The following is a 24,918-nucleotide window of genomic DNA, read 5'->3' as shown; positions in this document are numbered from 1 at the left end:
CCCTTGAGGGAGAGGGCTGGGGTGAGGGGGTCACAGGCCCACGTTTCCCTCCTCTTTACCGGCTCTGCTTCCTCAACAAATACACAAAATACGGCGCGCCGATAAACGTCGACAGCAGCCCCGCCGGGATCTGGAACGGGAACATCACCATACGCCCGCACCAGTCGGCAAACACCAGAATTAACCCGCCTGCCAGCGCAGAAATGACGATATGCGGCAGCGTGCGGCGAAAGCCCATCATCCTCGCGATATGCGGAGCCATCAGGCCGATAAAGCTCAGCGGCCCGATGGTCAGCGTGGCGGTGGCGGTCAATGCCGAGGCCAGCAGCAGTAGCGCGATACGCGACGGCGTCAGCGCCACGCCCACGGCACGGGCAGTATCACCACCCAGCGGCAGGATCGTTAACCAGCGACTGCATAACGGCACCAGCGCCAGCAGAACCACCATCATCACCAGCGTTTGCAGCGCCTGCTGTCCCGTGGCGTTATAGGTGGAGCCGGAAATCCACGTCAGGATCTGCGCCATGCGCGGATCGCCGCTTGCCTGGAGCATCATCAGCAGCATGGTAAACGCGGTACTTAATGCCATCCCGGCCAGCAGCATCCGGTGCGGTGAGAAGCCACCGCGCCCGGCGGCAATCATAATGATCAGCAGCGTTGCCGCCGCGCCCAGGCTCCCGGCGGGCAGCAGCCAGCCAAACGCATCCCCCGGCACCAGAAACAGCATCAGCACGATACCAAACGCCGCGCCGGAACTGATCCCCAGCACTTCCGGACTGGCCATCGGGTTACCGGTCAGCCGCTGAATAATACAGCCCGCCACTGCCAGCAGGACTCCGGCGAACAGCGCGGCCAGAATACGCGGCCAGCGCCACTGCATCAGTTCATTGAGCAGCTCGCCACTGGCCCACGTCCAGCCCTGCGCATCACGGCCAAAGGAGAGCGCAGCGTAAACCGCCAGCAGCAACACCGCCAGACCAATGAGCGCATAGCGCAGTACATGCTGGCGTTCTTCAGAGACAGTATCTCCGGCATTCATCGCCGGTGCGCTCATGCTGCGCAGGCGTGGCAGTAGCCATAGCAGCAGCGGTGCACCGATTAACGCCGTCACCGAGCCTGTCGAAACCTCCATCCACACCCGCGTCAGCCAGATAATCAGCTGGTCGGAAAGCCAGAGGATTAGCGCCCCAATCAGCGGAGCCAGCAGCAGGCGAGAGAGCAGACGCCGTGCGCCGAGCATTTTCGCCAGCAGCGGCGCAAACAGACCGATAAAACCGATAATCCCTACCGCGTTAACCAGCAATGCGCTCAGAACGATAGCCAGCGTCAGTGCCGCCAGCCGCGCCAGCGACAGCGCCAGCCCGAGATTACGCGCCACGCCGTCATCCAGCCCCATCAACGTCAGAGGACGCAGTAGCAGCAGCGTGAGCATCACCCCGCCGAGCAGTTGCGGCCACAGCCGCTGAACAATGCTCCAGTCGGTCTGCGTCAGCGTGCCGGTGCTCCACAAAAACATACTCTGAAGCTGATCGTGGTGGAAAATCACCAGTAGCTGATTGATCGCCCCACAGTACAGGCTGACCACCAGCCCTGCCAGAATCAGGGTCACCGGCGAGAGGCGTTTTCCCCACGCCACGCCAAATACCAGCGCCCCGACAATACAGGCTCCCGCCAGCGCGGCAAATTGTGATACCAGCACGCCGGGGATCGCCCATAGCGAGATAATGGTCATCCCTAACTGCGCCCCGGTCGCCACGCCCAGCGTGGTCGGCTCGGCCAGCGGGTTACGCAGTACCTGCTGAAACAGGACGCCCACCAGCCCCAGCCCGGCCCCGACCAGCAGAGCAATAGCCAGACGCGGTAGCAAACTGTAGTGGAACAGCATTTGCTCCACCACATCAATATTCGGCTGCCACAGCGCCTCATGCCATTGCGCACGCGGCAAGGCCTGGGTGAAGTTAAACCCGGTTAAAGCCAGCGCGGCAATAAACAGCAGGATCAACAGTACGGCGGGGAATGGCGCGATTTTCGTTTTCATGCCTTACCTCCCAGCGCGCGATCCAGCACGCGGGCAAAGTGCATAGCGGAGAGTGTTGCACCGTAGAACCAGACCGCCGGAACGCGCTGAAAGCGCCCGGTGCGAACAAACGGCATCGACTGCCACAGCGGGGTAGCGGTAAGCTGGCGCATCTCGGCGTCATTACCGTGATCAAAACACAGCACATCAACGTCTTTGAAGGCGGCGAGACGATCGACGCCGATCGGCGTACTGCCCCAGAAGGTTAATTCACCATGCCAGGCGTTGGGTATGCCGTAACGGTCGAGCACTTCCTGGAACAGGCAGTTTTGTCCAAACACCAGTACATGACGCACGTCCAGCACGGTAATCATCAGCAAAGGACGATCGCCGCGCTGCGCAAAGCGCGGGGCCAGTGAATCAATAAAGCGATCGAAATCAGCAAGATGTTTTTCTGCTTGTGCTTCACGGTCAATAAGCTGCGCCATCTCGACCAGCGAGCCACGCGCTTTGGCCAGCGGTTTCTTACTATCGCTAAAAGTAAAGCCGCGCCCCGGCGCAATTTTCGCCAGTTGCGTATCGGAAGGCCCGTAACCGGCAGACCAGACAAGGAAAGACGGCTTCATCTGTGCCAGCAGTTCAAGATTAGGCTCGGTCCGCAACCCTACATCAATCACTGAGTCCGGGAGCGAGGGATCGTTGACCCACAAATTATAATTCTGCACGTCGGCCACGCCATACGGCATTACACCGAGCGCCAGTAAAAACTCAACCGGCAGCCATTCCAGCGCCACAATACGCTGCGGATCGACCGTGCCTGCGCGCGCCTTTCCCATATGCCACATCAACGGCGAGAGTGCCATGGCGCTCAGCAGACGCCGACGCGTTATTGAAGTCATCATCGTCATCAGTACACAAAGCTCACGGGCGCAGCGCCTGCCGGATGCGGCAGGATGCCCATTGGAATACCGTAAATCTGCTCCAGCGTCTCGCTGCGCATGAGTGTTTCCGGCGTCCCCTGAGCAATCATTTCGCCGCCGCGCAGGGCCACCAGATAATCGCAGTAGCGGGCCGCCATATTGATATCATGCAGCACGGCGATCACCGTTAATCCGCGCTGCTGGCTCAGGCGATGCACCAGCGCCAGTACATCCACCTGATGAGCAATATCCAGTGCCGAGGTCGGTTCATCCAGCAGCAGGCAGCGGCTGTCCTGCGCCACCAGCATAGCGATCCACGCCCGTTGACGCTCGCCGCCGGACAGGCTGTCCACCAGCCGCTGCGCCAGCGGTTTTAACCCCACCAGCGCGATCGCTTCCTCCACTTTCTCTCTGTCGGCCACGCCAAAACGTCCCAGCGCCCCGTGCCACGGGTAGCGTCCAATCGCCACCAGCTCACGCACCGTCATCCCTTCCGCCTGCGGCAACTGCTGCGGCAAATACGCGACCTTACGGGCAAACGCCTTGCTGTTCCAGCTCATCAGCGGCTGACCATCCAGAAGAATATCCCCGTCTGACGGTGGCTGATGGCGTCCGAGCATTTTCAGCAGCGTGGATTTACCGGAACCATTGTGACCTATAAGCCCGGTCACTTTTCCCAGCGGAAACGTCATTGATAGCGGATGGAGCAGCGTCCGTCCCGGCACGCGGAAAGTGACGTCAGAGAGGGCGAAAGTGGTATCGGGTCGGGAGATGTTTTCCTGCATGTTGGCCAACTTGAAAAATAAAAAGGGCACGCCGGAACGTGCCCATAGGAAGTGTTAGAAACGGAACGTCGCGGTGGCAACCACCTGACGCTCTGCGCCCCAGAAACAGCCGTAAGTCTGGAAGCAGCTGGCGACATATTCCCGGTCCAGCACGTTATTGACGTTAACCGCCACGCTGGAACCTGCCATGCCGAAGCGCGCCAGATCGTATTTCACCACTGCATCCATCACCGCTGCGCTGCCGACTTTAAAGGTATTCGCCGGATCGCCGTAGCTGGAACCAATAAAGCGACCGCCGGTACCCAGTGTCAGGCCGGAAAGCGCGCCTTCGTTAAAGGTATAATCGCCCCACAGCGACGCCATATGCTTCGGTACCTGCTCCGGCGTATGCCCCTTCAGCGAGGTATCTTTAGTGTATTCCGCATCGGTATAAGTATAAGACGCGGTCATATTAATATTGGCATTCAGCGCCGCTTTGGCTTCCAGCTCCACGCCGCGCGCACGAATTTCACCGGCCGGAACCTGTCCCAGTGGGTTATTCGGATCGGCAGTCAGGTTGTTGGTTTTGGTCAGTTGATACAGCGCGCCGGTGATGACGATTGGCCGGTCTTTCGGCACGTATTTCACGCCCGCTTCATACTGTTCGCCTTTCGACGGCTCATAAGAAACGCGCGGCACACTCCACAGATCGAAGGCGCTCGGCTCAAACGACTGGCTGTAGCTGAAATACGGCGTAATGCCATTATCAAACAGGTAGTTAACGCCGCCGCGCCAGGTAAACTGATGGTCGTTGCGCTCGATATAACCTTCGGTTGGCGTGTAGGAGTTCTGGCGTACCGTGGTGGCCTGCTGCGACCAGTCGTAGCGACCGCCGAGGGTCAGCACCCACTTATCCCACTCCGCCTGATCCTGCACGTAAATGCCGGTCTGCTTGCTTTCGTTCATCTGGTACGGCTCGGTATTACCGAAAGCAAAGTACTGCGGGCTGTAATCGTCATACAGATCAATAGACGGCGCGCTACCGAAAGCGGCGTCAATATCATTGCGCATACGCATGAAATCTACCCCGGTCAGCAGGGTATGATCGACCGCGCCGGTGGCAAATTTACTCTCCAGTTGCGTATCAACGCTAAAGTTTTGCAGACGCTCATCGTCCACCACGGTGCCCCGGTTCAGGGTATGACCATCGGCGGCAATCCCCGTGCCGTACACGCTTTGCTGCGAGGTTTTCATCTCAGCAAAACGCAGGTTCTGGCGCACGGTGAACGTGTCGTCAAAGCCATGTTCAAAGCTGTAACCGACCATTTTCTCGTTACGAGAATAGGTGTTATTCGACGCGCCTTCGTTAAAGTCGGTGGGTAAACGCTTACCGTTCGGCAATGGTTCAACCGTCCCTTCCTTCGGCAACCAGCCGTAATAACCGGTTTCCGGCTCGTTCTGAAAGTAAGACAGGAAGGTAAAGCTGGTTTTATCATCCGGACGCCAGGAGAACGATGGCGCGATGGCATAACGCTGCGATTCGGAACTCTGCTGCTGCCCGTTGGCAGAATGGGCCACCCCTGTCAGTCGATAAGAGTACACGCCGTCATCATCCAGCGCATCGCTGAAATCAAAGCCGGTCTGGAACAGGCTGTCGGTCCCCATCTGGAACTGTACCTCTTTCAGCGGCTCAGTGGTCGGGCGTTTGCTGACCATTGAAATAATGCCGCCAGGGTTACTTTTGCCGTAGAGCACGGAAGTCGGTCCGCGCATCAGCTCAACGCGTTCGAGCATATACGGGTCGATCACCGCGTCGTTGTAGAAGTTACCCTGAAGTTTAAGGCCGTCGAGATAGTTATTCTGGTTCAGGCCAACCGAGGAGAAGCCCCGGATAATGACAAAGTCATAGGTATTCGACGCGCCGCGGCTGCTGACGGTGACGCCGGGCGTATAACCCAGCGCTTCTTTCACCGACTGGAACTGATGCATTTCCATCTCTTCGCTGGTGACGACGGACACGGATTGCGGCGTTTTTTCAATCGGGGTATCGGTTTTCGTTGCGGTCGCTGAGCGCTTTGCGGCAATGGTCGGTGCTGGCCCCCAGGCACTTTCCTGCGATGCAGGTGCAGCGGTGACAGTAATAGTTTCTTCTTTCGGTTCAACCGCCGCCTGTGCATAAACAGACATGCCGCTAACCGCTGTGGCTACCACCACTGCGATTTTTCGCAGTGAGGCGTTTGGCTGAGCAGTTTTAAGACGCGCCATTGGTATATCTCTGATGAAAGTGAATGATAACGTAAACGAGAATTATTATTATGACGGCAGCATAATATTCGAAACGCTGAACGCATAGCAAGCGATATGCGACCCTGTGAAAACTAAGGGGATAATAAATAACCAGATGGGTTGTGTGGCTTAGCATGACGCCCGTTAAACATAAAAAAAGCCCCCGGCTGAGGTGATCAGACGGGGGCTTTTACGTATTACGGCTTAGTTACCGCCAAACATATCCTTAATCCAGCCGGCAACGCCATCGCTCTCTTTCTTCTCAGGCTGAGGCGGTTGTTGCTGCTGTTGCTGTTGCTGCTGTTGTTGCGGCTGAGACTGCTCAAACGGATTGCCCTGCTGCTGCTGCTGTTGCAGCATTTCACTCTGCTGGCAAAGCGCGTTCGGGTCAGTCGTCCATACCGGCAACGTGCGTGAACCACCGCTGCACAGGAAGTTACCACCATCATCCACGCCCATATCTACCACGTCTTCCGGCGGCGTCAGTACCAGCGGGATCGGTGACTGATTGGTCAGGTAGCGCTGATAAATAGACATTGCGCCGCTGGCACCGTAAAGCTTCGTTGGCTGGTTGTTATCGCGACCAACCCAGGTGATCACCACTTCACGGCCATCAATACCGGCAAACCAGGTATCCACGTTGTTATTGGTGGTCCCGGTTTTCCCCGCCAAATGCAGCCCCGGGTACTTCGCGCCGAGCTGGCGACCCGTACCACGCTGCACCACCTGCTGCATGGTCCATAGCGTCATATACGCCGCCTGCGCTGGCACTGCACGTTCAGCCTGTGGGAAACTCTGGTACAGCACATTGCCATCTTCCGCAATCACCGAACGCAGTGCAGAAAGCGGTGCGCGGTTGCCGCCGCTGGCAATGGTCTGGAAGGCCTGCGCCACTTCAACCGGCGTCAGGTTGAGCGCCCCGAGCAGCATCGCTGGCACCGGATGCAGTTGGTTTTCCGGCACGCCAAGTTTTTTCCAGGTCTCGGTCACCGCTGGCAGGCCGAGCGTCATGCCGAGGTTAACCGTCGGTACGTTCATTGAGCGGGTCAGCGCATCCACCAGCATCACCTGCCCGCTTTCGCTGTAGCGATGATCGTCGTTCTGCGGCGACCATACCTGACCGTTTGGCTGACGTAACGCCAGTGGCGCATCGGCGATCCACGTATTCAGGCGGAAGCGGTTCGGCTGGCTGAGCGCGGTCAAATAGGTCGCTGGTTTCGCCAGAGAACCTATCGAGCGGCGCGCCTGCATCGCGCGGTTATAGCCCGCAAACTGCGGCTCGGCCCCGCCGACCATTGCCCGAACTTCGCCGCTAAAGCGGTCCACGACCACCATCGCCGTTTCAAGGTCAGCCAGCTTACGCTGTTTCTTCAATGCCGGAATGCCTTCAGTCGCCGCTTTTTCCGCTGCATCCTGCGCCACAGAGTCAAAGGTGGTGAAAATCTTCACCCCGGAGAGATCTTTAACCTTGTCGCCCAGTTTCGCCTGTAGCTCCTGACGTACCAATTGCATAAAGGCGGGCTGCGGTGAAATAACCCCGCCACGCGGCTGTACGCCCAGCGGTCGGGCACTCAGCATGTCGTACAGTTCTTTGTCGATCACCTGCTGCTGTTGCAGCAAGCGCAGGACCAGATTACGCCGCTCCAGCGCCAGTTTCGGGTTGCGCCATGGGTTATAAATCGACGCGCCCTTCACCATGCCGACCAGCAGCGCCTGCTGATCGAGGCTCAGTTCTTCTACCGGACGGCCAAAGTAGTACAGGCTTGCCAGCGGGAAGCCCCGGATCTCATTATCGCCGCTCTGACCGAGATACACTTCGTTCATGTACAGTTCAAGAATGCGATCTTTGCTGTAGCGCGCATCCATCAGCAGCGCCATGTACGCTTCGTTCGCCTTACGCACGTAAGAACGTTCGCTGGAGAGGAACAGGTTCTTCACCAGTTGTTGGGTCAGCGTACTGGCCCCCTGCACGGTGCGCCCGGCAGTGAGGTTAGCCAGCACCGCACGCCCGATGGAGTACAGGCTCACACCGTCATGCTCGTAGAAATGGCGGTCTTCAGTGGCCAGCAGCGTATCCACCAGCAGATCCGGGAAACCGTTACGCGGCACGAACAGACGCTGCTCGCCATTAGGCGATGAAAGCATGGTGATCAGGCGCGGATCGAGGCGGAAGAAGCCGAACTGGCGGTGGCTCTCCATATTTTCGATGCTTTCAAGGTGATCGCCGTCAAAGGTCAGACGCGCGCGCACCTGACCCTCTTTGCTGTCCGGAAAATCGAACGGTCGGCGGATCATCTCGATGCTGTTGGCCTGCACGGTAAACTCGCCGGGACGCGTCATCGCGGTGACCTGGCGGTACTGCGTGGCCGTCAGCAGCTTGATCATCTCGTTTTTGCTAATGGCCATGTCCGGCTCAAGGTTGACCATTCGGCCATAAACCGCCGCGGGTAGCTGCCAGACTTTTCCGTCGATGCGGCTGCGGATTTTTTGATCCAGGTAGACACCGTAAATAGCAAACAGCACCACGAAGACAATGAAAATCTTCAGCAGCAACCACAGCCAACCGCGCTTACCGCGACGTTTGCGTCCACCGCCGCCGTTACCTTTCCCCCGGCCCTTACGCGGTGGTGGCACATCGTCCTCGTCGTCTTCATAATCGTCGTCATACTGTGGACGGCGATTTACTTTTTGTTTTACCGGACGTGCAGGTCTTCCTTTACGTCCAATCGGTTCGCGGTCATTCCCCGCCATGCTTTCTCTCCGCAAATTTCAGGCGCACTGCCTGATTCTCAGTCCTTCCTCCCGCAGGAGAAAGAAGAAATCTCTCAAAAGTTATGTCAGCCGGATGACGGTTGTGCCTTACCGGGACACGGTTTTTGACTTACTCAACCCGCGTTACCCTGTTTGCCGGATGGCGGCTTCGCCTTGTGTGGCCTACAAAGGCTAACGACACCGCACTGCCAGCTTCTGCCGGATGGCGGCTTCGCCTTATCCGGCCTACAAAGGCTAACGACACCGCACTGCCAGCTTCTGCCGGATGGCGGCTTGCCTTATCCGGCCTACAAAGGCTAATGCCACCGCGCTGCCAGCTTCTGCCGGATGGCGGCTTCGCCTTGTGTGGCCTGTGATGCTTACACGCATTGCCATCACCAACCGCAGGCTCTCCCCGTAGGCCTGGTAAGCGCAGCGCCACCAGGCATTAACCGCTCCTACGAATACTTTTTTACGCGCCGCGTTGGCGCGGTATTCGCCGGATCGTCCGGCCAGACGTGCTTCGGGTAACGCCCTTTCATCTCTTTTTGCACCTCGCGGTACGCGCCCTGCCAGAAGGCGCTTAAATCGCGCGTAATCTGCAATGGACGCTGCGCGGGAGATAATAGTTCAAGAACCAGCGGAATGCGCCCCCCGGCAATCACTGGCGTACTGGCTTCACCAAACATCTCCTGCATCCGCACCGCCAGTGCCGGAGGATTATCCTCATGATAGCGAATGGCAATCCGGCTTCCCGTCGGCACAGTGTAATGCGTGGGCAGCGAACTCTCCAGCCGTTGACGGGAAGACCAGTCCAGCAGATTGCACAATGCCTGACTAATATCCACCGCCTTCAGGGCTCGCAGGGAGTGAACGCCTGCCAGCGCTGGCAACAGCCATTTTTCCAGCGACGCCAGAAGCGACGCATCATCTGCCGCCGGCCAGGTATATTCTGGTAGCCAGCGGGCAGCACAGTGTAGTCGTAAACGGAATTGTTGTGCCTGCGGTGTCCAGTTTAATACATCAAGCCCTTTGTCACGGATGCCATTAAGCATTGCCTGATGTAGTTCTGCCTCTGAGGGTTTCGCTAGCGGCTGTACACTCAGCGTCAGTTGACCGATTTGACGACGCCGCAGCGCCTTCAGCGTACCCTGAGCGTCGTCCCACTCCACCGTATCGGAATGTTGCACCAGCGCCGGGCAAGCCGCGATAAAGGCGCTAATATCTACTGGTAATGCCAGCAAAATACGCGCATCCGGCGATGCGCTCCCCTGCAATAGCAGCGGCGCTATCAGCCATTCATGACGATTGAGTACATCATCCGCGTCCAGCATCGCGCCCATGCCGTTCGCCAGTTGATAACGCCCCTCCTGCCCACGACGACGGGCGATGCGATCGGCAAACCCCTTCGCCAGCAGCGGCGCGAGTAAATCCGCCTGCGGCTGGCCGCCTTTTCTGCCCAGACGCTGGCATAATTGCTGGCTGCGCTGCTGCCAGTGTGATTGACGGCGTGAAAAAGCCACGTTGATATCAGCGATGCCACCACGCGGCGGCTCTTCGAGGATCGCGGCCAGCAGCGCCGCACTGGCTAGCTCATCGGCGCTATTGGCCCCGCACAGCATCGCTGCCAGACGCGGATCGCTGCCGAGCGTCGCCATTCGTTGCCCGGCAACTGTGAGCCGTTCACCTTCCAGCGCCCCCAGTTGCGAGAGCAGGCGATGCGCAGCATCAAGGTTAATTACTGGCGGCCGATCCAGCCAACTGAGGGAGCCAATATCACGACATCCCCACTGCAACAGTTCCATCAGCAGGGCTGAGAGATCGCTGTGCAGGATTTCCGCTTCTCCCTGTGGTGCCGCACGTTCCACCTGCTCTTTACTGATAAGATGCAGACAAATCCCCGGCTCCAGTCGTCCGGCCCGTCCGGCACGCTGGGTCATCGACGCCTGGCTGATGCGCTGAGTCACCAGCCGTGTCAGGCCAGTGCGCGAGTCAAAACGCGCGACGCGCTCCTGAGCACAATCGACGACCAGCCGGATACCTTCAATCGTCAGGCTGGTTTCGGCAATATTCGTTGCCAGTACAACCTTGCGTTTACCGGCAGGCGCAGGAAGTATGGCCTGCCGCTGTGCCGAGAGGGGCAACGCGCCATACAGTGGGCAGAGCAGCACATCGTCAGCAACGCGTTCGGCCAGTTGCTCCTGCACTCGCTGGATCTCCCCCACACCGGGCAAAAATAGTAACAGCGAGCCGCTTTCCGCCCGCAGGAGTTCAGCAACGGTGACGGCTACGGCTTCAACAAACCGCAGATTTACCGCCAGCGGCTGATAGCGGCGCTCCACCGCAAATGTGCGGCCTTCACAGGAAATTACCGGTGCATCCGGTAGCAGGGCCTGTAAGCGCGTATTATCAAGCGTTGCGGACATGATCAGCAGTTTAAGATCGTCGCGTAGCCCCTGCTGAACGTCCAGCAGCAGCGCCAGCGCCAGATCGGCCTGCAAACTGCGCTCGTGGAATTCATCGAGGATCACCAGCCCCACATCGGTCAGCTCAGGATCGCGCTGGATCATCCGCGTCAGAACCCCTTCGGTAACGACCTCAAGCCGGGTCCGGGAGCTCACGCAGCTTTCGGCGCGCATTCGATAACCTACCGTTTGGCCCGGTTTTTCATCGAGCAGTTCTGCAAGCCGTTGTGCAACGTTACGCGCCGCCAGACGACGCGGCTCCAGCACAATAATACGTCCGTTAATGTCCCCCTGCTGTAACAACTGGAGCGGTAGCCACGTCGATTTTCCCGCCCCGGTAGGCGCATTAAGTAAAATCTGCGACGCGGTTTTTAGCGCACTAAGCAGTTCGGAAAGGACGGCAGCAACCGGTAATGAGGACACGCAGGGCTCCAGAGGGTTAACATTCAACGGCGGTCATTGTAGCATCGCACTAAACCATAACCGAGTATCACCGATGCCTGAGTCAAAAAGACTGTTTTTCGCCCTGACACTACCGGACGAGATCCAGCAGCAGATTATTCACTGGCGTGCCGCCAGCTTTCCTTCCGATGCCGGACGTCCGGTGGCGGCAGCGAATCTGCATTTGACTCTGGCATTCCTCGGCGACGTTAGCGCGCAGAAGCAACGTGCACTTATTGCCCTTGCCGAACGTATTCACCAGCCCGAATTCACGCTTACCCTTGACGATGCAGGCCAGTGGCTGCGCTCTCGTGTGATCTGGCTGGGTACACGCCAGCCGCCACGTGGACTGCTACAACTGGCGAATATGCTGCGTTCACAGGCCGCGCGCAGCGGCTGCTGGCAAAGCCCGCAACCTTTTCACCCACATATCACGCTGCTGCGCGATGCCAGTCATGCTGTCGCCATTCCGCCGCCGGGCTTTCGCTGGTCGGTGCCAGTCACCGAATTTGTGCTTTATGAATCTCAATTCGTACGTGGACGCACCCGCTACACCCCCTTATGCCATTTGCCGCTACGGCCATGACAAGGACTTTGAATGCAATTTTCGCCACCGTTACAACCCGCCACGCTAATTCGGCGTTATAAACGTTTCCTTGCAGATGTCATTACGCCTGAGGGTGTTGAGCTGACGTTGCACTGTCCTAATACCGGGGCAATGACCGGGTGCGCCACGCCCGGAGATACCGTCTGGTATTCAACTTCAGAAAATTCCAAACGGAAATATGCTCATACCTGGGAAATTACTCAAACTCAGGAAGGTGCATTTATTTGTGTCAATACATTACGAGCCAATAGCTTAACAAAAGAAGCTTTACTCAATGAGCGCTTACCTCCCCTTTCCGGCTATAGTGTTTTGAAAAATGAAGTAAAATATGGGACAGAGCGCAGCCGAATCGATTTTATGTTACAGGCAGAAGATCGCCGCGACTGCTATATTGAAGTGAAGTCGGTTACGCTGGCAGAGCAGAATAAAGGCTACTTTCCTGATGCGGTAACCGAGCGGGGCCAGCGACATTTGCGTGAGCTAATGAGCGTGGCCACAGGCGGTGAGCGGGCTGTGATGCTCTTTGCGGTGCTTCATTCGGCCATCACCTGTTTCTCACCCGCGCGGCACATTGATGCAACTTATGCGCAGTTGTTAACAGAAGCACATAACAAGGGGGTAGAAATTTTCGCTTATAAGGCCGAAATTTCTGCTAATAATATGACGCTGAATTTACCTCTCCCCGTCGCTTTATAGCGCCACGCTGGGGTGGTTAAATTATGTTCTGGACGCGCGTGCAAATACGCTTTTCCTCACAGGGTTGTCAAGTGTAACGTTTAGATAATTGCTATCCGGAAAAGCTTCTGCTATTTATAGCGGCCTGATTTTCCCCCGACTAAGGGGATCGATAGTGCGTGTTAAGGAGAAACAACATGCAAGAAGGGCAAAACCGTAAAACATCGTCCCTGAGTATTCTCGCCATCGCTGGGGTGGAACCGTACCAGGAGAAGCCGGGCGAAGAGTATATGAATGAAGCCCAGTTGGCGCACTTCAGACGTATTCTTGAAGCATGGCGTAATCAACTCCGGGATGAAGTCGATCGCACCGTTACTCATATGCAGGACGAAGCGGCAAACTTCCCGGACCCGGTAGACCGTGCTGCTCAGGAAGAAGAATTCAGCCTTGAACTGCGTAACCGCGATCGCGAGCGCAAACTGATCAAAAAGATCGAAAAAACGCTGAAGAAAGTCGAAGATGAAGATTTCGGTTTCTGTGAATCCTGCGGGGTTGAAATCGGTATCCGTCGTCTTGAAGCGCGTCCCACTGCCGACCTTTGCATTGATTGCAAAACGCTGGCTGAGATTCGCGAAAAACAGATGGCTGGCTAACAGCGCTGATAGTTATGGCGGGAGTTTCTCCCGCCTTAATGCTGTTCGTTTCGACCATGTTTGAATCACACTATATCGGGCGTTTCGCCCCTTCCCCCTCTGGTGAACTGCACTTCGGCTCGCTAATAGCTGCGCTCGGCAGTTATTTACAGGCGCGCGCCCGGCGCGGGATTTGGCGCGTTCGCATTGAAGATATCGATCCACCGCGTGAAGTTCCCGGTGCCGCAAACGCCATTTTGCGTCAGCTGGAACATTACGGTCTGCACTGGGACGGCGATGTACTCTGGCAATCACAGCGCCACGAGGCTTATCGCGAGGCGCTGGCCTGGCTGCATGAGCACAACCTCAGCTATTACTGCACCTGTACCCGCGCGCGCATCCAGAGCGTTGGCGGCATTTATGATGGTCACTGCCGGCGGTTACATCAGCATGCCGATAACGCGGCCGTACGCCTGCGTCAGCAGCATCCTGTGGTTTCGTTTTACGATAATCTGCGCGGCGAGATCCATGCTGACGAACGTCTGGCGCGGGAAGATTTTATTATTCACCGTCGCGACGGGCTGTTTGCCTACAATCTTGCGGTGGTGGTTGACGATCATTTCCAGGGCATCACCGAAATTGTGCGCGGCGCGGACTTAATTGAACCTACGGTGCGGCAAATTTCGCTGTATCAACAGTTCGGCTGGCAGACGCCTGACTATGTTCACCTGCCGCTGGCGCGCAATGCGCAGGGGGACAAACTGTCCAAACAAAACCATGCGCCAGCGTTGCCGGAGGGCGATCCACGCCCTGTGATTATCGAGGCGTTACGCTTTTTACATCAGCCGGATATCGGCGCGTGGCAGGATCTTAGCGTAGCCGAACTGTTACGTCGTGCCATCGACAACTGGTCGCTTGAGCACGTAGCAGAAAATCCGTCATTCTCAAACGCGCTACGCTGAGCTATGATTAGCCGCTATTTTTTGTTACACAACCGAGGTGCACTATTTTTACCCGAGTCGCTAATTTTTGCCGCAAGGTGCTCAGCCGCGAGGAGAGCGAGGCCCAACAGGTCGTCGCCCGTCCGCATATGACGGTTATCCCGCGTGAACAGCACGCTATTTCCCGCAAAGATATCAGTGAAAATGCCCTCAAGGTACTTTACCGCCTGAATAAAGCGGGCTATGAAGCGTATCTCGTCGGCGGCGGGGTGCGCGATCTGCTGCTGGGCAAAAAACCAAAAGATTTTGACGTCACGACCAACGCTACGCCGGATCAGGTACGTAAACTGTTTCGTAACTGCCGTCTGGTGGGCCGCCGTTTCCGTCTCGCCCACGTCATGTTTGGCCCGGAAATCATCGAGGTCGCTACTTTCCGTGGTCATCACGAAGAAAACCAGGCCGACCGCACCACGTCACAGCGTGGACAGAACGGTATGCTGCTGCGGGATAACATCTTCGGCTCGATTGAAGAAGATGCCCAGCGCCGCGACTTTACCATCAATAGCCTCTATTACAGCGTGGCGGATTTCTCGGTGCGCGACTACGTCGGCGGCATGCAGGATCTGGAAAAAGGCGTTATCCGCCTGATTGGCGATCCGGAAACGCGCTACCGTGAAGATCCGGTGCGGATGCTGCGCGCGGTGCGTTTTGCCGCCAAGCTGAACATGACCATCAGCCCGGAAACTGCCGAGCCGATCCCACGTCTGGCATCGTTAATGAATGATGTGCCTCCCGCACGCCTTTTTGAAGAGTCGCTTAAGCTACTTCAGGCGGGTAACGGCTACGATACCTACGTTTTGCTGTGTCAGTACAGCCTGTTCCAGCCGCTGTTCCCGAGCATCACTCGCTATTTCACCGAGAACAGCGACAGCCCGATGGAGCGTATTCTGGCGCAGGTACTGAAAAATACCGATAACCGCATCCAGAATGATATGCGCGTCAACCCGGCGTTTCTGTTTGCCGCGATGTTCTGGTACCCGCTGCTGGAGATGGCGCAAAAGCTCGCGCAGGAAGGCGGTCTGGTCTGGCCGGATGCATTTGCGCTGGCGATGAACGAGGTGCTGGACGAAGCCTGCCGTTCGCTGGCGATCCCCAAACGCATCACCTCCCTGACGCGTGACATCTGGCAGTTGCAGATGCGTATGTCCCGCCGCCAGGGCAAACGGGCCTGGAAATTGCTGGAACATCCGAAATTCCGCGCCTCTTACGATCTGCTGGCCCTGAGAGCCGAGGTCGAAAATAACGCTGAATTACAGCGTCTGGTGAAATGGTGGGGCGAGTTTCAGGTCTCTGCACCGCCAGCGCAAAAAGACATGCTGAGCAGTCTGGATGACGAGCCCGCCGCACGTCGCCGTCACCGTCGCCCACGCAAGCGTGCGCCGCGTCGTGAAGGCACCGCATGACGCTGGCCTATATTGCCCTTGGCAGCAATCTGGCCTCTCCGCTGGAGCAGGTCAATGCTGCCCTGAAAGCAATCGGTGAAATCCCGGACAGTCGTATTGTTGCAGTATCTTCATTTTACCGCACGCCGCCATTAGGTCCGCAGGATCAGCCGGATTACCTTAACGCTGCCGTGGCGCTGGAAACCGCCCTGCTCCCCGAAACGCTGCTTGATCACACTCAGCGCATTGAACGGCAACAGGGCCGGGTACGCAAAGCTGAGCGCTGGGGTCCACGCACGTTGGATCTCGACATCATGCTGTTCGGCGATACCGTGATCCACACCGAACGCCTGACGGTGCCGCACTATGATATGAAAAACCGTGGCTTTATGCTGTGGCCACTGTTTGAAATTGCGCCGGAGCTGGTCTTCCCGGATGATGGTTTAAAGCTGGCGAAATATATACTGCAACACGCCCCTGCTCCAGTAATTTGGTAAGGTTGCTCGTTCGTTTTAATCTGTTATTCTGTTCTCACCGCATTCTTTCATTCGAAGGTTATTTCGCGCCACGGATTAACCCTTACGATCCCTGTCCAGGAAAAGATGAACAAGTAAAAATGTGACTCAGTCCAATATTATTAAAATAATACAAGTTAGCGCCTCTTAAATTAAAAAACAAAAAAACTCAATATATAAACAAAACATATAATAAGTAATTATTAGCATGGCTGATATTGTGATATCTGTCACCCCCGAAATACATTTATTCACCAGACAAAACTTTCACGCGTAAAACACCCCATAAAACATATACAAAACGAATTAAAATAAAGTAAATATTTTCCCTGTGAATTTTACATATTCCCATCGGCACTATTAAAATGCGCAAGCTCTATATAAATCTTATTTAGAGTGAATTCATTTATTGTAATTTGTAAGGATACGATATGAAAAAAACAATGCTTTTGGCGGCAATGCTGACAGCAATCGGTTCGGGTTCCGCCATGGCGGACGATGTTCAGGGCGGCCAACTTCAATTCAACGGTCTGATATCAGCCACAACCTGTTCTAAGATCGTTAGAACTGAGCGTGGTGATTCAAATACCGATGGTCAAATTTATCTGGACTCGGCGACGCCAGCAGAGGTTACAACGGAAATTCAGACTACGGCAACCGGTGCTAAACCCGAGCCGTTCTCCATTATTCTGGACTGTAAAGACGCAACCGAAGTAACGGAAACCACCATCGCGAAACTGAAGATGGACTCCACTTTCTCCAATACGAAAGGGACGCTGAATAATGACGCGAACCTGACCGTGTCAGGTATTGCAGCGGCGAAGGATGTCGATATCGCGATTCATCACGATAAAGACGGTTCGCTAACGCAGATGAAAGTCGATGGGGCAGACACCCATGATGCGACCTTTAATGCCAGCAAAGTGGCAACCTATGACTTTATCGCCTCTTATGTAAAAGCCTCGGCGACGGCAACCGTGACCCCAGGCCACGTGACGACTAATGCGATGTATACCTTCACCTATCAGTAACAGGTGTACACGCGGTTAATATCAGCGGGTTAAATTACCCCTGAAGATGTCATGATGGAACATCCGCTGGTTATTAACGGCTTATGTTATAGCCGGAGCGTTTGTGTATGCGTGTAACAACACTCCGGCGTTAATTTATCGCCTATTAATATTAAGCAAGGAGAGCTAATGTCTGTTCTGAAAAAAATCATTGTCACTGCCACATTGCTGGGGGCTTTTTTTAGTGCATCCAGTCACGCCGATATTATTATTTCCGGTACACGCATTATCTATAATTCAGATAAAAAAGACGTCAGCATCCGCCTGGAAAATAAAGGAAAGCGCCCGCTGCTGGTGCAAAACTGGATCGATCTTGGCGACGATAACGCCGATCCCGGCAGCATTAAAGCGCCCTTTGTTTCTACCCCTCCCGTTTCCCGCATTGAGCCTAAGCGCGGGCAGTCAGTGAAAATTATGTTTACCGGGGCCACGCTGCCAACCGATCGCGAGAGCGTTTTCTGGTTCAACGTGCTGGAAGTGCCGCCAAAAGCCGATACCAGCAAAGAAGAAAACAAAAACCTGCTGCAACTGGCGTTTCGTACCCGCATCAAATTGCTCTGGCGTCCCACCACCCTGACCGGCGTCCCGGCAGAAGCGCCAAAGCAACTGAAATGGCAGATGGGCAGTGAACAGGGCCATGCCGTTGTTCGCGTCGAGAACCCAACGCCGTACTACGTCTCTTTTAACGATGCCGCCGTGACGACCGGTGGGAAGCGTTACATCGTCGATGCCACGATGGTTGCGCCGTTTGATAAAGCGACGTTCACCGTAAAAGGCGCACAGAACATTAGCTCAGGGCAACTGGAATATCACGCCATCAATGATTTTGGCGGCATGATTGCCGGTTCCGCTTCGCTGTAAGGACTAAACGAAGATACGGGGTGATCCAGGTGCAAAACTTCCTGAAAAACAGAACAATGCCACAGAAAACGCTGCTGGCGCTCTGCTGTTCGCTGCTCTACAGCCCCGCCGGTTTCACGGCGGAAAACGTGGAGTTCGACCAGTCATTTCTGATGGGAAGCGACGCTGCCACCATTGACGTCGATAAATATTCGGACGGCAACCCAACGCCGCCGGGCACCTACAACATCAAAGTTTTTGTTAACGATAAGCCCGTTACCAGCCTGTCCGTTAATTTTATTGATATCGGGCAAAAGAGCGCCCAGGCCTGTCTGACGACAAAAACCCTGGCGCAGTTGCATATCAAACAACCGGAATCGATCGATGAAAAAGCGATATGGCGCAGGGGTGATGACGAAGGAACGGATTGTTTAAACCTTGCCGCCATCATCGATCAATCCAGCGTCAGTTTTGATATGGGCGAGCAGCGCCTGGACATTGTCGTTCCCCAGCTATGGCTGCAAAAAGGCTATGCGGGTTACGTCGATCCGTCACTGTGGGAGAGCGGTATTCCGGCGGCGATGCTTTCATACAACCTTAACGCCTATCACTCCACCAGCAACGACACTGACAGTGACAGCGTCTACGCCGCCTTTAACACCGGTATTAACCTCGGTGCCTGGCGTTTTCGCGCCACCGGTAACTATAACTGGATGAAAGATGGAGACACGAACTTCGACTATCAAAACCGCTATCTGCAACGTGACCTGCCCGCACTCCGTTCGCAACTGACGATGGGCGAAGCCTATACCACCGGCGAAACCTTTGACTCCGTCAGCATTCGCGGGATGCGTCTGTACAGCGACACCCGAATGCTGCCCTCGCAGCTCGCCAGCTACGCGCCGGTGATCCACGGCGTGGCGAACTCCAACGCCAAAGTCACCATCACGCAGGGCGGCTATAAAATTTACGAGGCGACCGTCCCTCCCGGCCCGTTTGAAATCAACGATCTTAGCCCGTCAGGCTACGGCAGCGAGCTTATCATCACCGTTGAAGAGGCCGATGGCAGCAAGCGCACCTTTACGCAGCCCTTCTCCTCGGTGATGCAGATGCAGCGTCCCGGCGTTGGGCGTTGGGATATCAGCGTCGGCGAAGTCAACAATGATGAACTTCACGACAAGCCTTACGTGGCGCAGGGTTCTTACTATTACGGTCTGAATAACTACCTGACCGCCTATACCGGCATTCAGGCCACCGACAACGACTATTTTGCCGGTCTTCTCGGCATCGGGCTAAACACGCCGGTGGGCGCGCTGGCGCTTGATGTCACCCACTCCCGCGCCGAAATTCCCGATGATAAAACCTATCAGGGGCAAAGCTACCGTCTGACATGGAACAAACTGGTTGAGGCTACCAACACCTCATTTAACGTCGCGGCTTATCGTTACTCCACCCAGGATTATCTCGGGCTGAATGACGCGCTGGAGCTTATTGATGACGCGAAATTCGCCGACGACGATGATCGCAACACCATGAGCGACTTTTCCCGCCTGAAAAACCAGATCACCGTGAGCATTAACCAGCCGCTACAGAGTGGCGAGATTGATTATGGCTCCTTTTATGTGTCGGGAAGCTGGAGCGATTACTGGGCCACCGACGAAAGCCGCAGCGACTACAGTCTGGGCTACGGCAAAGGTTTCTCCTGGGGCAGCATGAACTTTACCCTGCAACGGACGTGGGATGAAGATGGCGAGAAAGACGATTCGCTGTATATCAGCGTTAATATCCCGCTGGAAAATCTGTTTGGCGGCGAGCGCCGCAAAAGCGGATTTAACACCCTGACAACCCAGATGCGTACCGACTTTAACGGCGGGCATCAGTTCGGCATGAACAGTAGCGGCAGCAACGAAGACAATACGCTGAGCTACAGCGTCAACACCGGTTACACCATGCAAAAAGAGGGTAAGGACATCTCCGATATCGGCGGCTATACCTCCTGGCAGTCGCCATGGGGCGATATTACCGGCTCGGTGTCGGCCAACAATGACAGCAACAGACAGTACTCCCTGTCGACCGATGGCGGATTTCTGTTACACAGCGGCGGGTTAACGTTCAGTAACGATAACTTCGGCACCAGCGACGCCATCGTGCTGGTGAAAGCGCCGGGTGCCAAAGGCGCGCGAATCAACGGCGGCAGCAGCACCATTGACCGCTGGGGTTACGGCGTGACCAACTCGCTGTCCGCCTACCGTGAAAATCAGGTTAACCTCGACATCAACACGCTGGAAAACGATATCGAACTGAAAAGCACCAGTACCATGCTGGTGCCGCGCGACGGCGCGGTGGTCTTCGCCAGCTTTGAAACCGACCAGGGGCGCTCAGCCATCCTGAATATTACGCGCGATGACGGCAAACCGCTGCCGTTTGCCGCCGCGGTGTACGAAAGCGACGTCCAGATAGGCTACATGAGCCAGGGCGGGCAGGCTTTCGTGCGCGGTATGAACGACAGCGGCGAGATCAGCGTGCGCTGGCTGGAAAAAAATCAGCCCCATCGCTGCCTGGCCTCTTATCAAATTACAGAATCCCAGCAAACGCTGGGAAGTAGTCAGACCCTTCTCGTCGACAACGTTGTGTGTCGTGTTATCCACTCCAACTCAAATGGAAACCCATAATGAAAAGGAACAAGCGCCTCTTCTTCGCCTCTGCGCTGATGATAGCCTTCCCCCTGGCCAGTCAGGCGGAGGATCTCAATGTTGACTTCACCGCCAACGTGCTGGCGACCACCTGTAGTATGTCCATTGCCTCGCTGGACGGTTCAACCGTCACGGGCAACGCCGCCAGCGGCTATACGCTCTCTTTCGGTGATGTCGGCATGGATAAAATCGCCCTGAAATCAGCAGAATCAGAGAAAAACTTTAAGTTTGTCGCTAACGAGTGCAGCGCATCGTTGACCAACATCAGCACCAAACTGGCAAGCTCGCAGTCCGCCAGCGGCAATTACATCAAAAATGAATCGACCGCCACCGATGCGGCCACCAACGTCGGCATGGGATTCAAGCGAAAAAGCACCTCCGGGGATACCTGGCTGACGCCCGGTTCGGGACAAATCGACTGGACGCAGGCAGAGCGCGACGCCAGTACGGTCGAGATGACGGTTGCCCTGCGCGAGCTGACCGACGGCGCGGGGACGATGGGGGCGTTCAGCGCCAAAGCGACGTTTGACTTCACTTATCAATAACAAGGACGCTAACGATGAAAAGAAAATTATTGCTCAACGTGATGACTGGCGTGCTGGCTGCCGGCAGCGCGACGTTTGTCCATGCCATTGACGGAACGCCCAAACTGGATCTCACCGTCGAGGCGAATATTACCGCCGGCACCTGTTCCGCCTCGGTGCTGGACGGCGCAGCCGAAACCGGTACCATCGCCTTTGGCGATGTCTATGTCTCCGAAGTTTTCGCCAAAAGTAAAGTAAAACCGTTCAAGCTGCGTTTCAGCAATTGTGCGGGCCTGAAAGATAAAACGGCCACGGTGACGCTGGCACCAGCATCGGGGGTTGGCTGCGCAGGCGGTTCCTCAAACAACGCCGAGTTCTCTAATGCCTCAACGGCAACGACGAAAGCGCAAAAAACAGGCGTTGAAGTCTGGACAACCAATACGCCAGACGGCACCGGTAGCGTTCTGCTCCACTGCTTCAACAAAAATGCGCAGACGGTGGATCTCTCCGGTGCCAGCGCCACAACGCCGGTTGACTTTGATCTTAGCGCGCGCATGGTTCCGGTGACAGGCTACGGACTGAGCTCGTTGAGCGCGGGTGATTTTTTCTCCCCGACGACCTTTACCATTACGTACCAGTAGCGGTGTAAAAATGACGCGCTCACCTTGTTCGACCACTTTCGTGCGGCTGATTGGGCTGACGGTCGCCCTGTCAGCCGCGCCGCTGTACGCCGATACTAACGTAGACTTCACCGCCAACGTGCTGAAGGATACCTGTCAGATTGAGCTTAACGGCGGCGGGAAGGTGAATTTCGCGACCGTCTCGCCCGCCTGGTTTGCCGATGGCGTTACCGCAGAGACGGACTATCCGGGCGGCGAGGAGTTCAACATTAAGCTGCTGAGCTGCCCGGCCAGCGATGGCGCGATCACGAACGTCACGTTTAACTTTATACCGCAGAGCGGCGAGTTTGCCGTGGGCAATCAACAGATATTTGCCAATGAACTGGCGCAGAACGAGGGCGGCGCACAAAACGTCGGCGTGGTGATTTTCACAACGGATTCACCACGCACTAACGTTCTGAACACGGATGGCTCCTCGCGAGCGACCTTCAGCGCCGCCACCTACAGCGAAACCAACTGGACGTTCTACTCCCGGATGCAGAAAGTGAACAGTAGCGAATCGGTCGTTCCCGGCGTGCTGATGAGTCATGTGCTGGTGAACGTGAGCTACCAGTAAATTATTATGGTGAATATAATGAAACCTATACTCCTCGTTCCTCTGGCATCGTCACTCTTTGTCGCAACCTCGCTATGCCAATCCGCCTGGGCGGCGGGCTGCGGTTTTATGATCAGCAAAAGTCAAAGCAGTTTGAACGAGACCGGCCATATCACCATCAGACCTGCGACCACGGCGCAATCGTTTATGCCGGATCAAAGTGATCTGTTCCTGAACACCCAGGACAGTCCGGTTTACTACTGGGGAAAAAATCAGAATAACGTTTCAAAAACCATTATCTTTGAACCTGAAGCCACCGCCTTCACTGCGGATAGCAATAACCCCAAAGGGTGGCTGGTTGACAGCGCTGTGCCGGGCCTCTACTTTACTTTATCCGTTGCGTTGCCACCCACAGACGGCATGACATGGGGGAATTTTTCTCCGGCAATGCCCATTTTTTTATCTAATAACCCGAGCATTAATCAATCAACGCCCGCAGACGGACGCTGGGGATGTGCCAACGCCAAAAACGATACCTATTTTGCTAGCGGTACGATGACTTTTTCCCTTAGCTTTTATACCACTTCCGCGTTCAACCCTGCCCTGGCGGCGGGAAAACAGCTCCTGGTCACGGAAAAACGTGCAGGCACACTGGAAAACTCACAGGACAGCGGCGGCGAATTTGAGATTTATCTGCAAGGCCCGCTGACCATTTCAACCGCCGGATGCGGGGCGTTTAGCGCCGATGAACAGGTAGATTTAGGGGCCATTCCCGTTGGCACGCTCAGATCGAAACCCGACGATGAACATAATAAAACCCCGTTCCAGATTACGTTACAGAACTGCTATGCCAAACCTACGCTGGTGATCAACCTTGCCACTAACCAGTCACAGAATAACTTACTCACCAATAACCGGGGCAATGCGCAAGGCGTCGGCGTTGGGCTGGGATACACCACCGCCACTAACGCCAGTCGGCGGCTGGATTTGACTACCCCGACCACCATCGCCAGTGAGGATCTGGGTTACAACAGCTATTCCGGCAATGGCATCCTGAATATGTTCGCGATCCTCGGCGTAACGGATAAATCCGCCTTATCGCCTGGCAATGTGGATATTCCCGCAGTTATCACGCTGACGAATCCCTGAGGCTTTTTTCCTGGCATGACCGCATGCCGGGAAATGCCCACAAAACGCTAACGCTCCCCTGCGGCTTCCCCTACAATGCGGCCATCTTATTCATCAATATTATGGCTGGAGAAACTATGTCCAAACCCACCACCATCGCCCTGCTGCAAAAATGCAAGCAGGAGAAAAAGCGTTTTGCCACTATCACCGCTTACGACTACAGCTTCGCTAAATTGTTTGCTGATGAAGGGATTAACGTCATGCTGGTAGGCGATTCTCTGGGCATGACGATTCAGGGGCATGATTCCACCCTCCCCGTGACCGTTGAAGATATCGCCTACCATACCCGCGCGGTGCGTCGCGGCGCGCCGAACAGCCTGCTGCTGGCCGACCTGCCGTTTATGGCTTACGCCACGCCGGAACAGGCGTTTGACAATGCCGCCACCGTGATGCGCGCGGGTGCGAATATGGTCAAAATTGAAGGCGGTGCCTGGCTTACAAATACCGTGAAGAAGCTGACTGAACGCGCGGTGCCGGTCTGCGGCCACCTGGGATTAACGCCACAGTCGGTGAATATCTTCGGCGGCTACAAAGTACAGGGTCGCGGCGACGCGGGCCAGCAGTTGCTTGACGATGCGTTAGCGCTGGAAGCCGCAGGCGCACAGCTGTTGGTGCTGGAGTGCGTTCCCGTCGAACTGGCGAAACGCGTGACCGAGGCGCTCGCCATTCCGGTTATCGGCATTGGCGCAGGCAATGTCACCGACGGTCAGATCCTCGTGATGCACGACGCCTTTGGCATTACCGGCGGCCATATCCCTAAATTTGCCAAAAATTTCCTTGCCGAAGCGGGCGACATCCGCGCCGCTGTGCGGCAGTATATGGCAGAAGTAGAGTCCGGCGTTTATCCGGGCGAAGAACACAGTTTCCATTAATTTCTTCACCTGAACGTATTGCGCCGGATGGCGGCGCTGCGCACCTTATCCGGCCTACAA

At 55.9% G+C, this 24,918-nt stretch carries 20 protein-coding genes and 1 pseudogene; 15 read left to right on the top strand and 6 right to left on the bottom strand.

Features of this window, described 5'->3' with window-relative positions; genetic code table 11:
• Positions 1-55: 55 nt before the first annotated feature.
• The 5 genes from fhuB to mrcB form a co-directional block, all read right to left on the bottom strand.
• A complete protein-coding gene (gene fhuB, locus CHU32_RS16975; protein ID WP_103678231.1) occupies positions 56-2,038 on the bottom strand; it encodes a Fe(3+)-hydroxamate ABC transporter permease FhuB in 1,983 nt (660 codons plus the stop codon).
• A complete protein-coding gene (fhuD, locus tag CHU32_RS16970) occupies positions 2,035-2,925 on the bottom strand; it encodes a Fe(3+)-hydroxamate ABC transporter substrate-binding protein FhuD (RefSeq protein WP_103678230.1) in 891 nt (296 codons plus the stop codon). Before fhuD ends, fhuB begins: the two co-directional genes overlap by 4 nt.
• Positions 2,925-3,722 carry a Fe3+-hydroxamate ABC transporter ATP-binding protein FhuC gene (gene fhuC / locus CHU32_RS16965; protein ID WP_103678229.1) on the bottom strand — a complete coding sequence of 266 codons (798 nt, stop codon included), beginning with the start codon at positions 3,720-3,722 and terminating at the stop codon, positions 2,925-2,927. The genes fhuD and fhuC overlap by 1 nt, the downstream gene beginning before the upstream one ends.
• 54 nt (positions 3,723-3,776) lie before the next feature.
• Positions 3,777-5,966 carry a ferrichrome porin FhuA gene (fhuA, locus tag CHU32_RS16960; RefSeq protein ID WP_103678228.1) on the bottom strand — a complete coding sequence of 730 codons (2,190 nt, stop codon included), beginning with the start codon at positions 5,964-5,966 and terminating at the stop codon, positions 3,777-3,779.
• A gap of 225 nt (positions 5,967-6,191) precedes the next feature.
• Positions 6,192-8,738, bottom strand: coding sequence for a bifunctional glycosyl transferase/transpeptidase (gene mrcB / locus CHU32_RS16955; protein ID WP_103678227.1), 2,547 nt, complete (start codon positions 8,736-8,738; stop codon positions 6,192-6,194).
• A 125-nt stretch (positions 8,739-8,863) separates the two neighbouring features.
• On the opposite strand from mrcB, the gene CHU32_RS28050 reads away from it, so the two are divergent.
• The gene (locus CHU32_RS28050) at positions 8,864-9,115 is read left to right on the top strand and encodes a hypothetical protein (RefSeq protein WP_133159285.1); all 252 of its coding nucleotides are present in this window, start codon (positions 8,864-8,866) and stop codon (positions 9,113-9,115) included.
• A gap of 81 nt (positions 9,116-9,196) precedes the next feature.
• On the opposite strand, the gene hrpB is transcribed toward CHU32_RS28050, so the two are convergent.
• The gene (hrpB, locus tag CHU32_RS16950; RefSeq protein WP_103678226.1) at positions 9,197-11,626 is read right to left on the bottom strand and encodes an ATP-dependent helicase HrpB; all 2,430 of its coding nucleotides are present in this window, start codon (positions 11,624-11,626) and stop codon (positions 9,197-9,199) included.
• 73 nt (positions 11,627-11,699) lie between these two features.
• On the opposite strand from hrpB, the gene thpR reads away from it, so the two are divergent.
• From thpR to panB, 14 genes and pseudogenes are all read left to right on the top strand, one after another.
• On the top strand, positions 11,700-12,230 hold the full coding sequence (gene thpR, locus CHU32_RS16945; RefSeq protein ID WP_103678225.1) for an RNA 2',3'-cyclic phosphodiesterase: 531 nt from the start codon (positions 11,700-11,702) through the stop codon (positions 12,228-12,230).
• 12 nt (positions 12,231-12,242) lie between these two features.
• The gene (gene sfsA / locus CHU32_RS16940) at positions 12,243-12,947 is read left to right on the top strand and encodes a DNA/RNA nuclease SfsA (protein WP_103678224.1); all 705 of its coding nucleotides are present in this window, start codon (positions 12,243-12,245) and stop codon (positions 12,945-12,947) included.
• Between the two features lie 176 nt (positions 12,948-13,123).
• Complete coding sequence (dksA, locus tag CHU32_RS16935; RefSeq protein ID WP_002463986.1) at positions 13,124-13,579, top strand: RNA polymerase-binding protein DksA; 456 nt, start codon at positions 13,124-13,126, stop codon at positions 13,577-13,579.
• A 56-nt stretch (positions 13,580-13,635) separates the two neighbouring features.
• The gene (gene gluQRS, locus CHU32_RS16930; RefSeq protein ID WP_133159287.1) at positions 13,636-14,520 is read left to right on the top strand and encodes a tRNA glutamyl-Q(34) synthetase GluQRS; all 885 of its coding nucleotides are present in this window, start codon (positions 13,636-13,638) and stop codon (positions 14,518-14,520) included.
• A 44-nt stretch (positions 14,521-14,564) separates the two neighbouring features.
• Positions 14,565-15,962 (top strand): polynucleotide adenylyltransferase PcnB, encoded by a 1,398-nt coding sequence (gene pcnB, locus CHU32_RS16925; protein WP_103678222.1) that lies wholly within the window; start codon positions 14,565-14,567, stop codon positions 15,960-15,962.
• On the top strand, positions 15,959-16,438 hold the full coding sequence (gene folK, locus CHU32_RS16920; protein WP_103678221.1) for a 2-amino-4-hydroxy-6-hydroxymethyldihydropteridine diphosphokinase: 480 nt from the start codon (positions 15,959-15,961) through the stop codon (positions 16,436-16,438). The genes pcnB and folK overlap by 4 nt, the downstream gene beginning before the upstream one ends.
• 449 nt (positions 16,439-16,887) lie before the next feature.
• Positions 16,888-17,487, top strand: coding sequence for a fimbrial protein (locus CHU32_RS16915; protein ID WP_103678220.1), 600 nt, complete (start codon positions 16,888-16,890; stop codon positions 17,485-17,487).
• Between the two features lie 168 nt (positions 17,488-17,655).
• Positions 17,656-18,387, top strand: coding sequence for a fimbrial chaperone (locus tag CHU32_RS16910; protein WP_103678219.1), 732 nt, complete (start codon positions 17,656-17,658; stop codon positions 18,385-18,387).
• A gap of 56 nt (positions 18,388-18,443) precedes the next feature.
• Positions 18,444-21,048: pseudogene (locus tag CHU32_RS16905) on the top strand (outer membrane usher protein); the annotation flags it as partial.
• Positions 21,038-21,604, top strand: coding sequence for a fimbrial protein (locus CHU32_RS16900; RefSeq protein ID WP_103678217.1), 567 nt, complete (start codon positions 21,038-21,040; stop codon positions 21,602-21,604). The pseudogene CHU32_RS16905 and the gene CHU32_RS16900, both read left to right, overlap by 11 nt.
• Before the next feature lie 14 nt (positions 21,605-21,618).
• Complete coding sequence (locus tag CHU32_RS16895; RefSeq protein WP_103678216.1) at positions 21,619-22,224, top strand: fimbrial protein; 606 nt, start codon at positions 21,619-21,621, stop codon at positions 22,222-22,224.
• A gap of 10 nt (positions 22,225-22,234) precedes the next feature.
• Positions 22,235-22,819, top strand: a complete 585-nt coding sequence (locus CHU32_RS16890; RefSeq protein ID WP_103678215.1) for a fimbrial-like protein — start codon at positions 22,235-22,237, stop codon at positions 22,817-22,819.
• Between the two features lie 18 nt (positions 22,820-22,837).
• Positions 22,838-23,947, top strand: coding sequence for a fimbrial protein (locus CHU32_RS16885; RefSeq protein ID WP_176691706.1), 1,110 nt, complete (start codon positions 22,838-22,840; stop codon positions 23,945-23,947).
• A 116-nt stretch (positions 23,948-24,063) separates the two neighbouring features.
• Positions 24,064-24,858, top strand: coding sequence for a 3-methyl-2-oxobutanoate hydroxymethyltransferase (panB, locus tag CHU32_RS16880; RefSeq protein ID WP_103678213.1), 795 nt, complete (start codon positions 24,064-24,066; stop codon positions 24,856-24,858).
• Positions 24,859-24,918: the final 60 nt, after the last annotated feature.

This window comes from Superficieibacter electus, from assembly GCF_002915575.1.
Classification (GTDB): Bacteria; Pseudomonadota; Gammaproteobacteria; order Enterobacterales; family Enterobacteriaceae; genus Superficieibacter; species Superficieibacter electus.
This window is presented reverse-complemented; position numbering and strand designations above follow the sequence as displayed.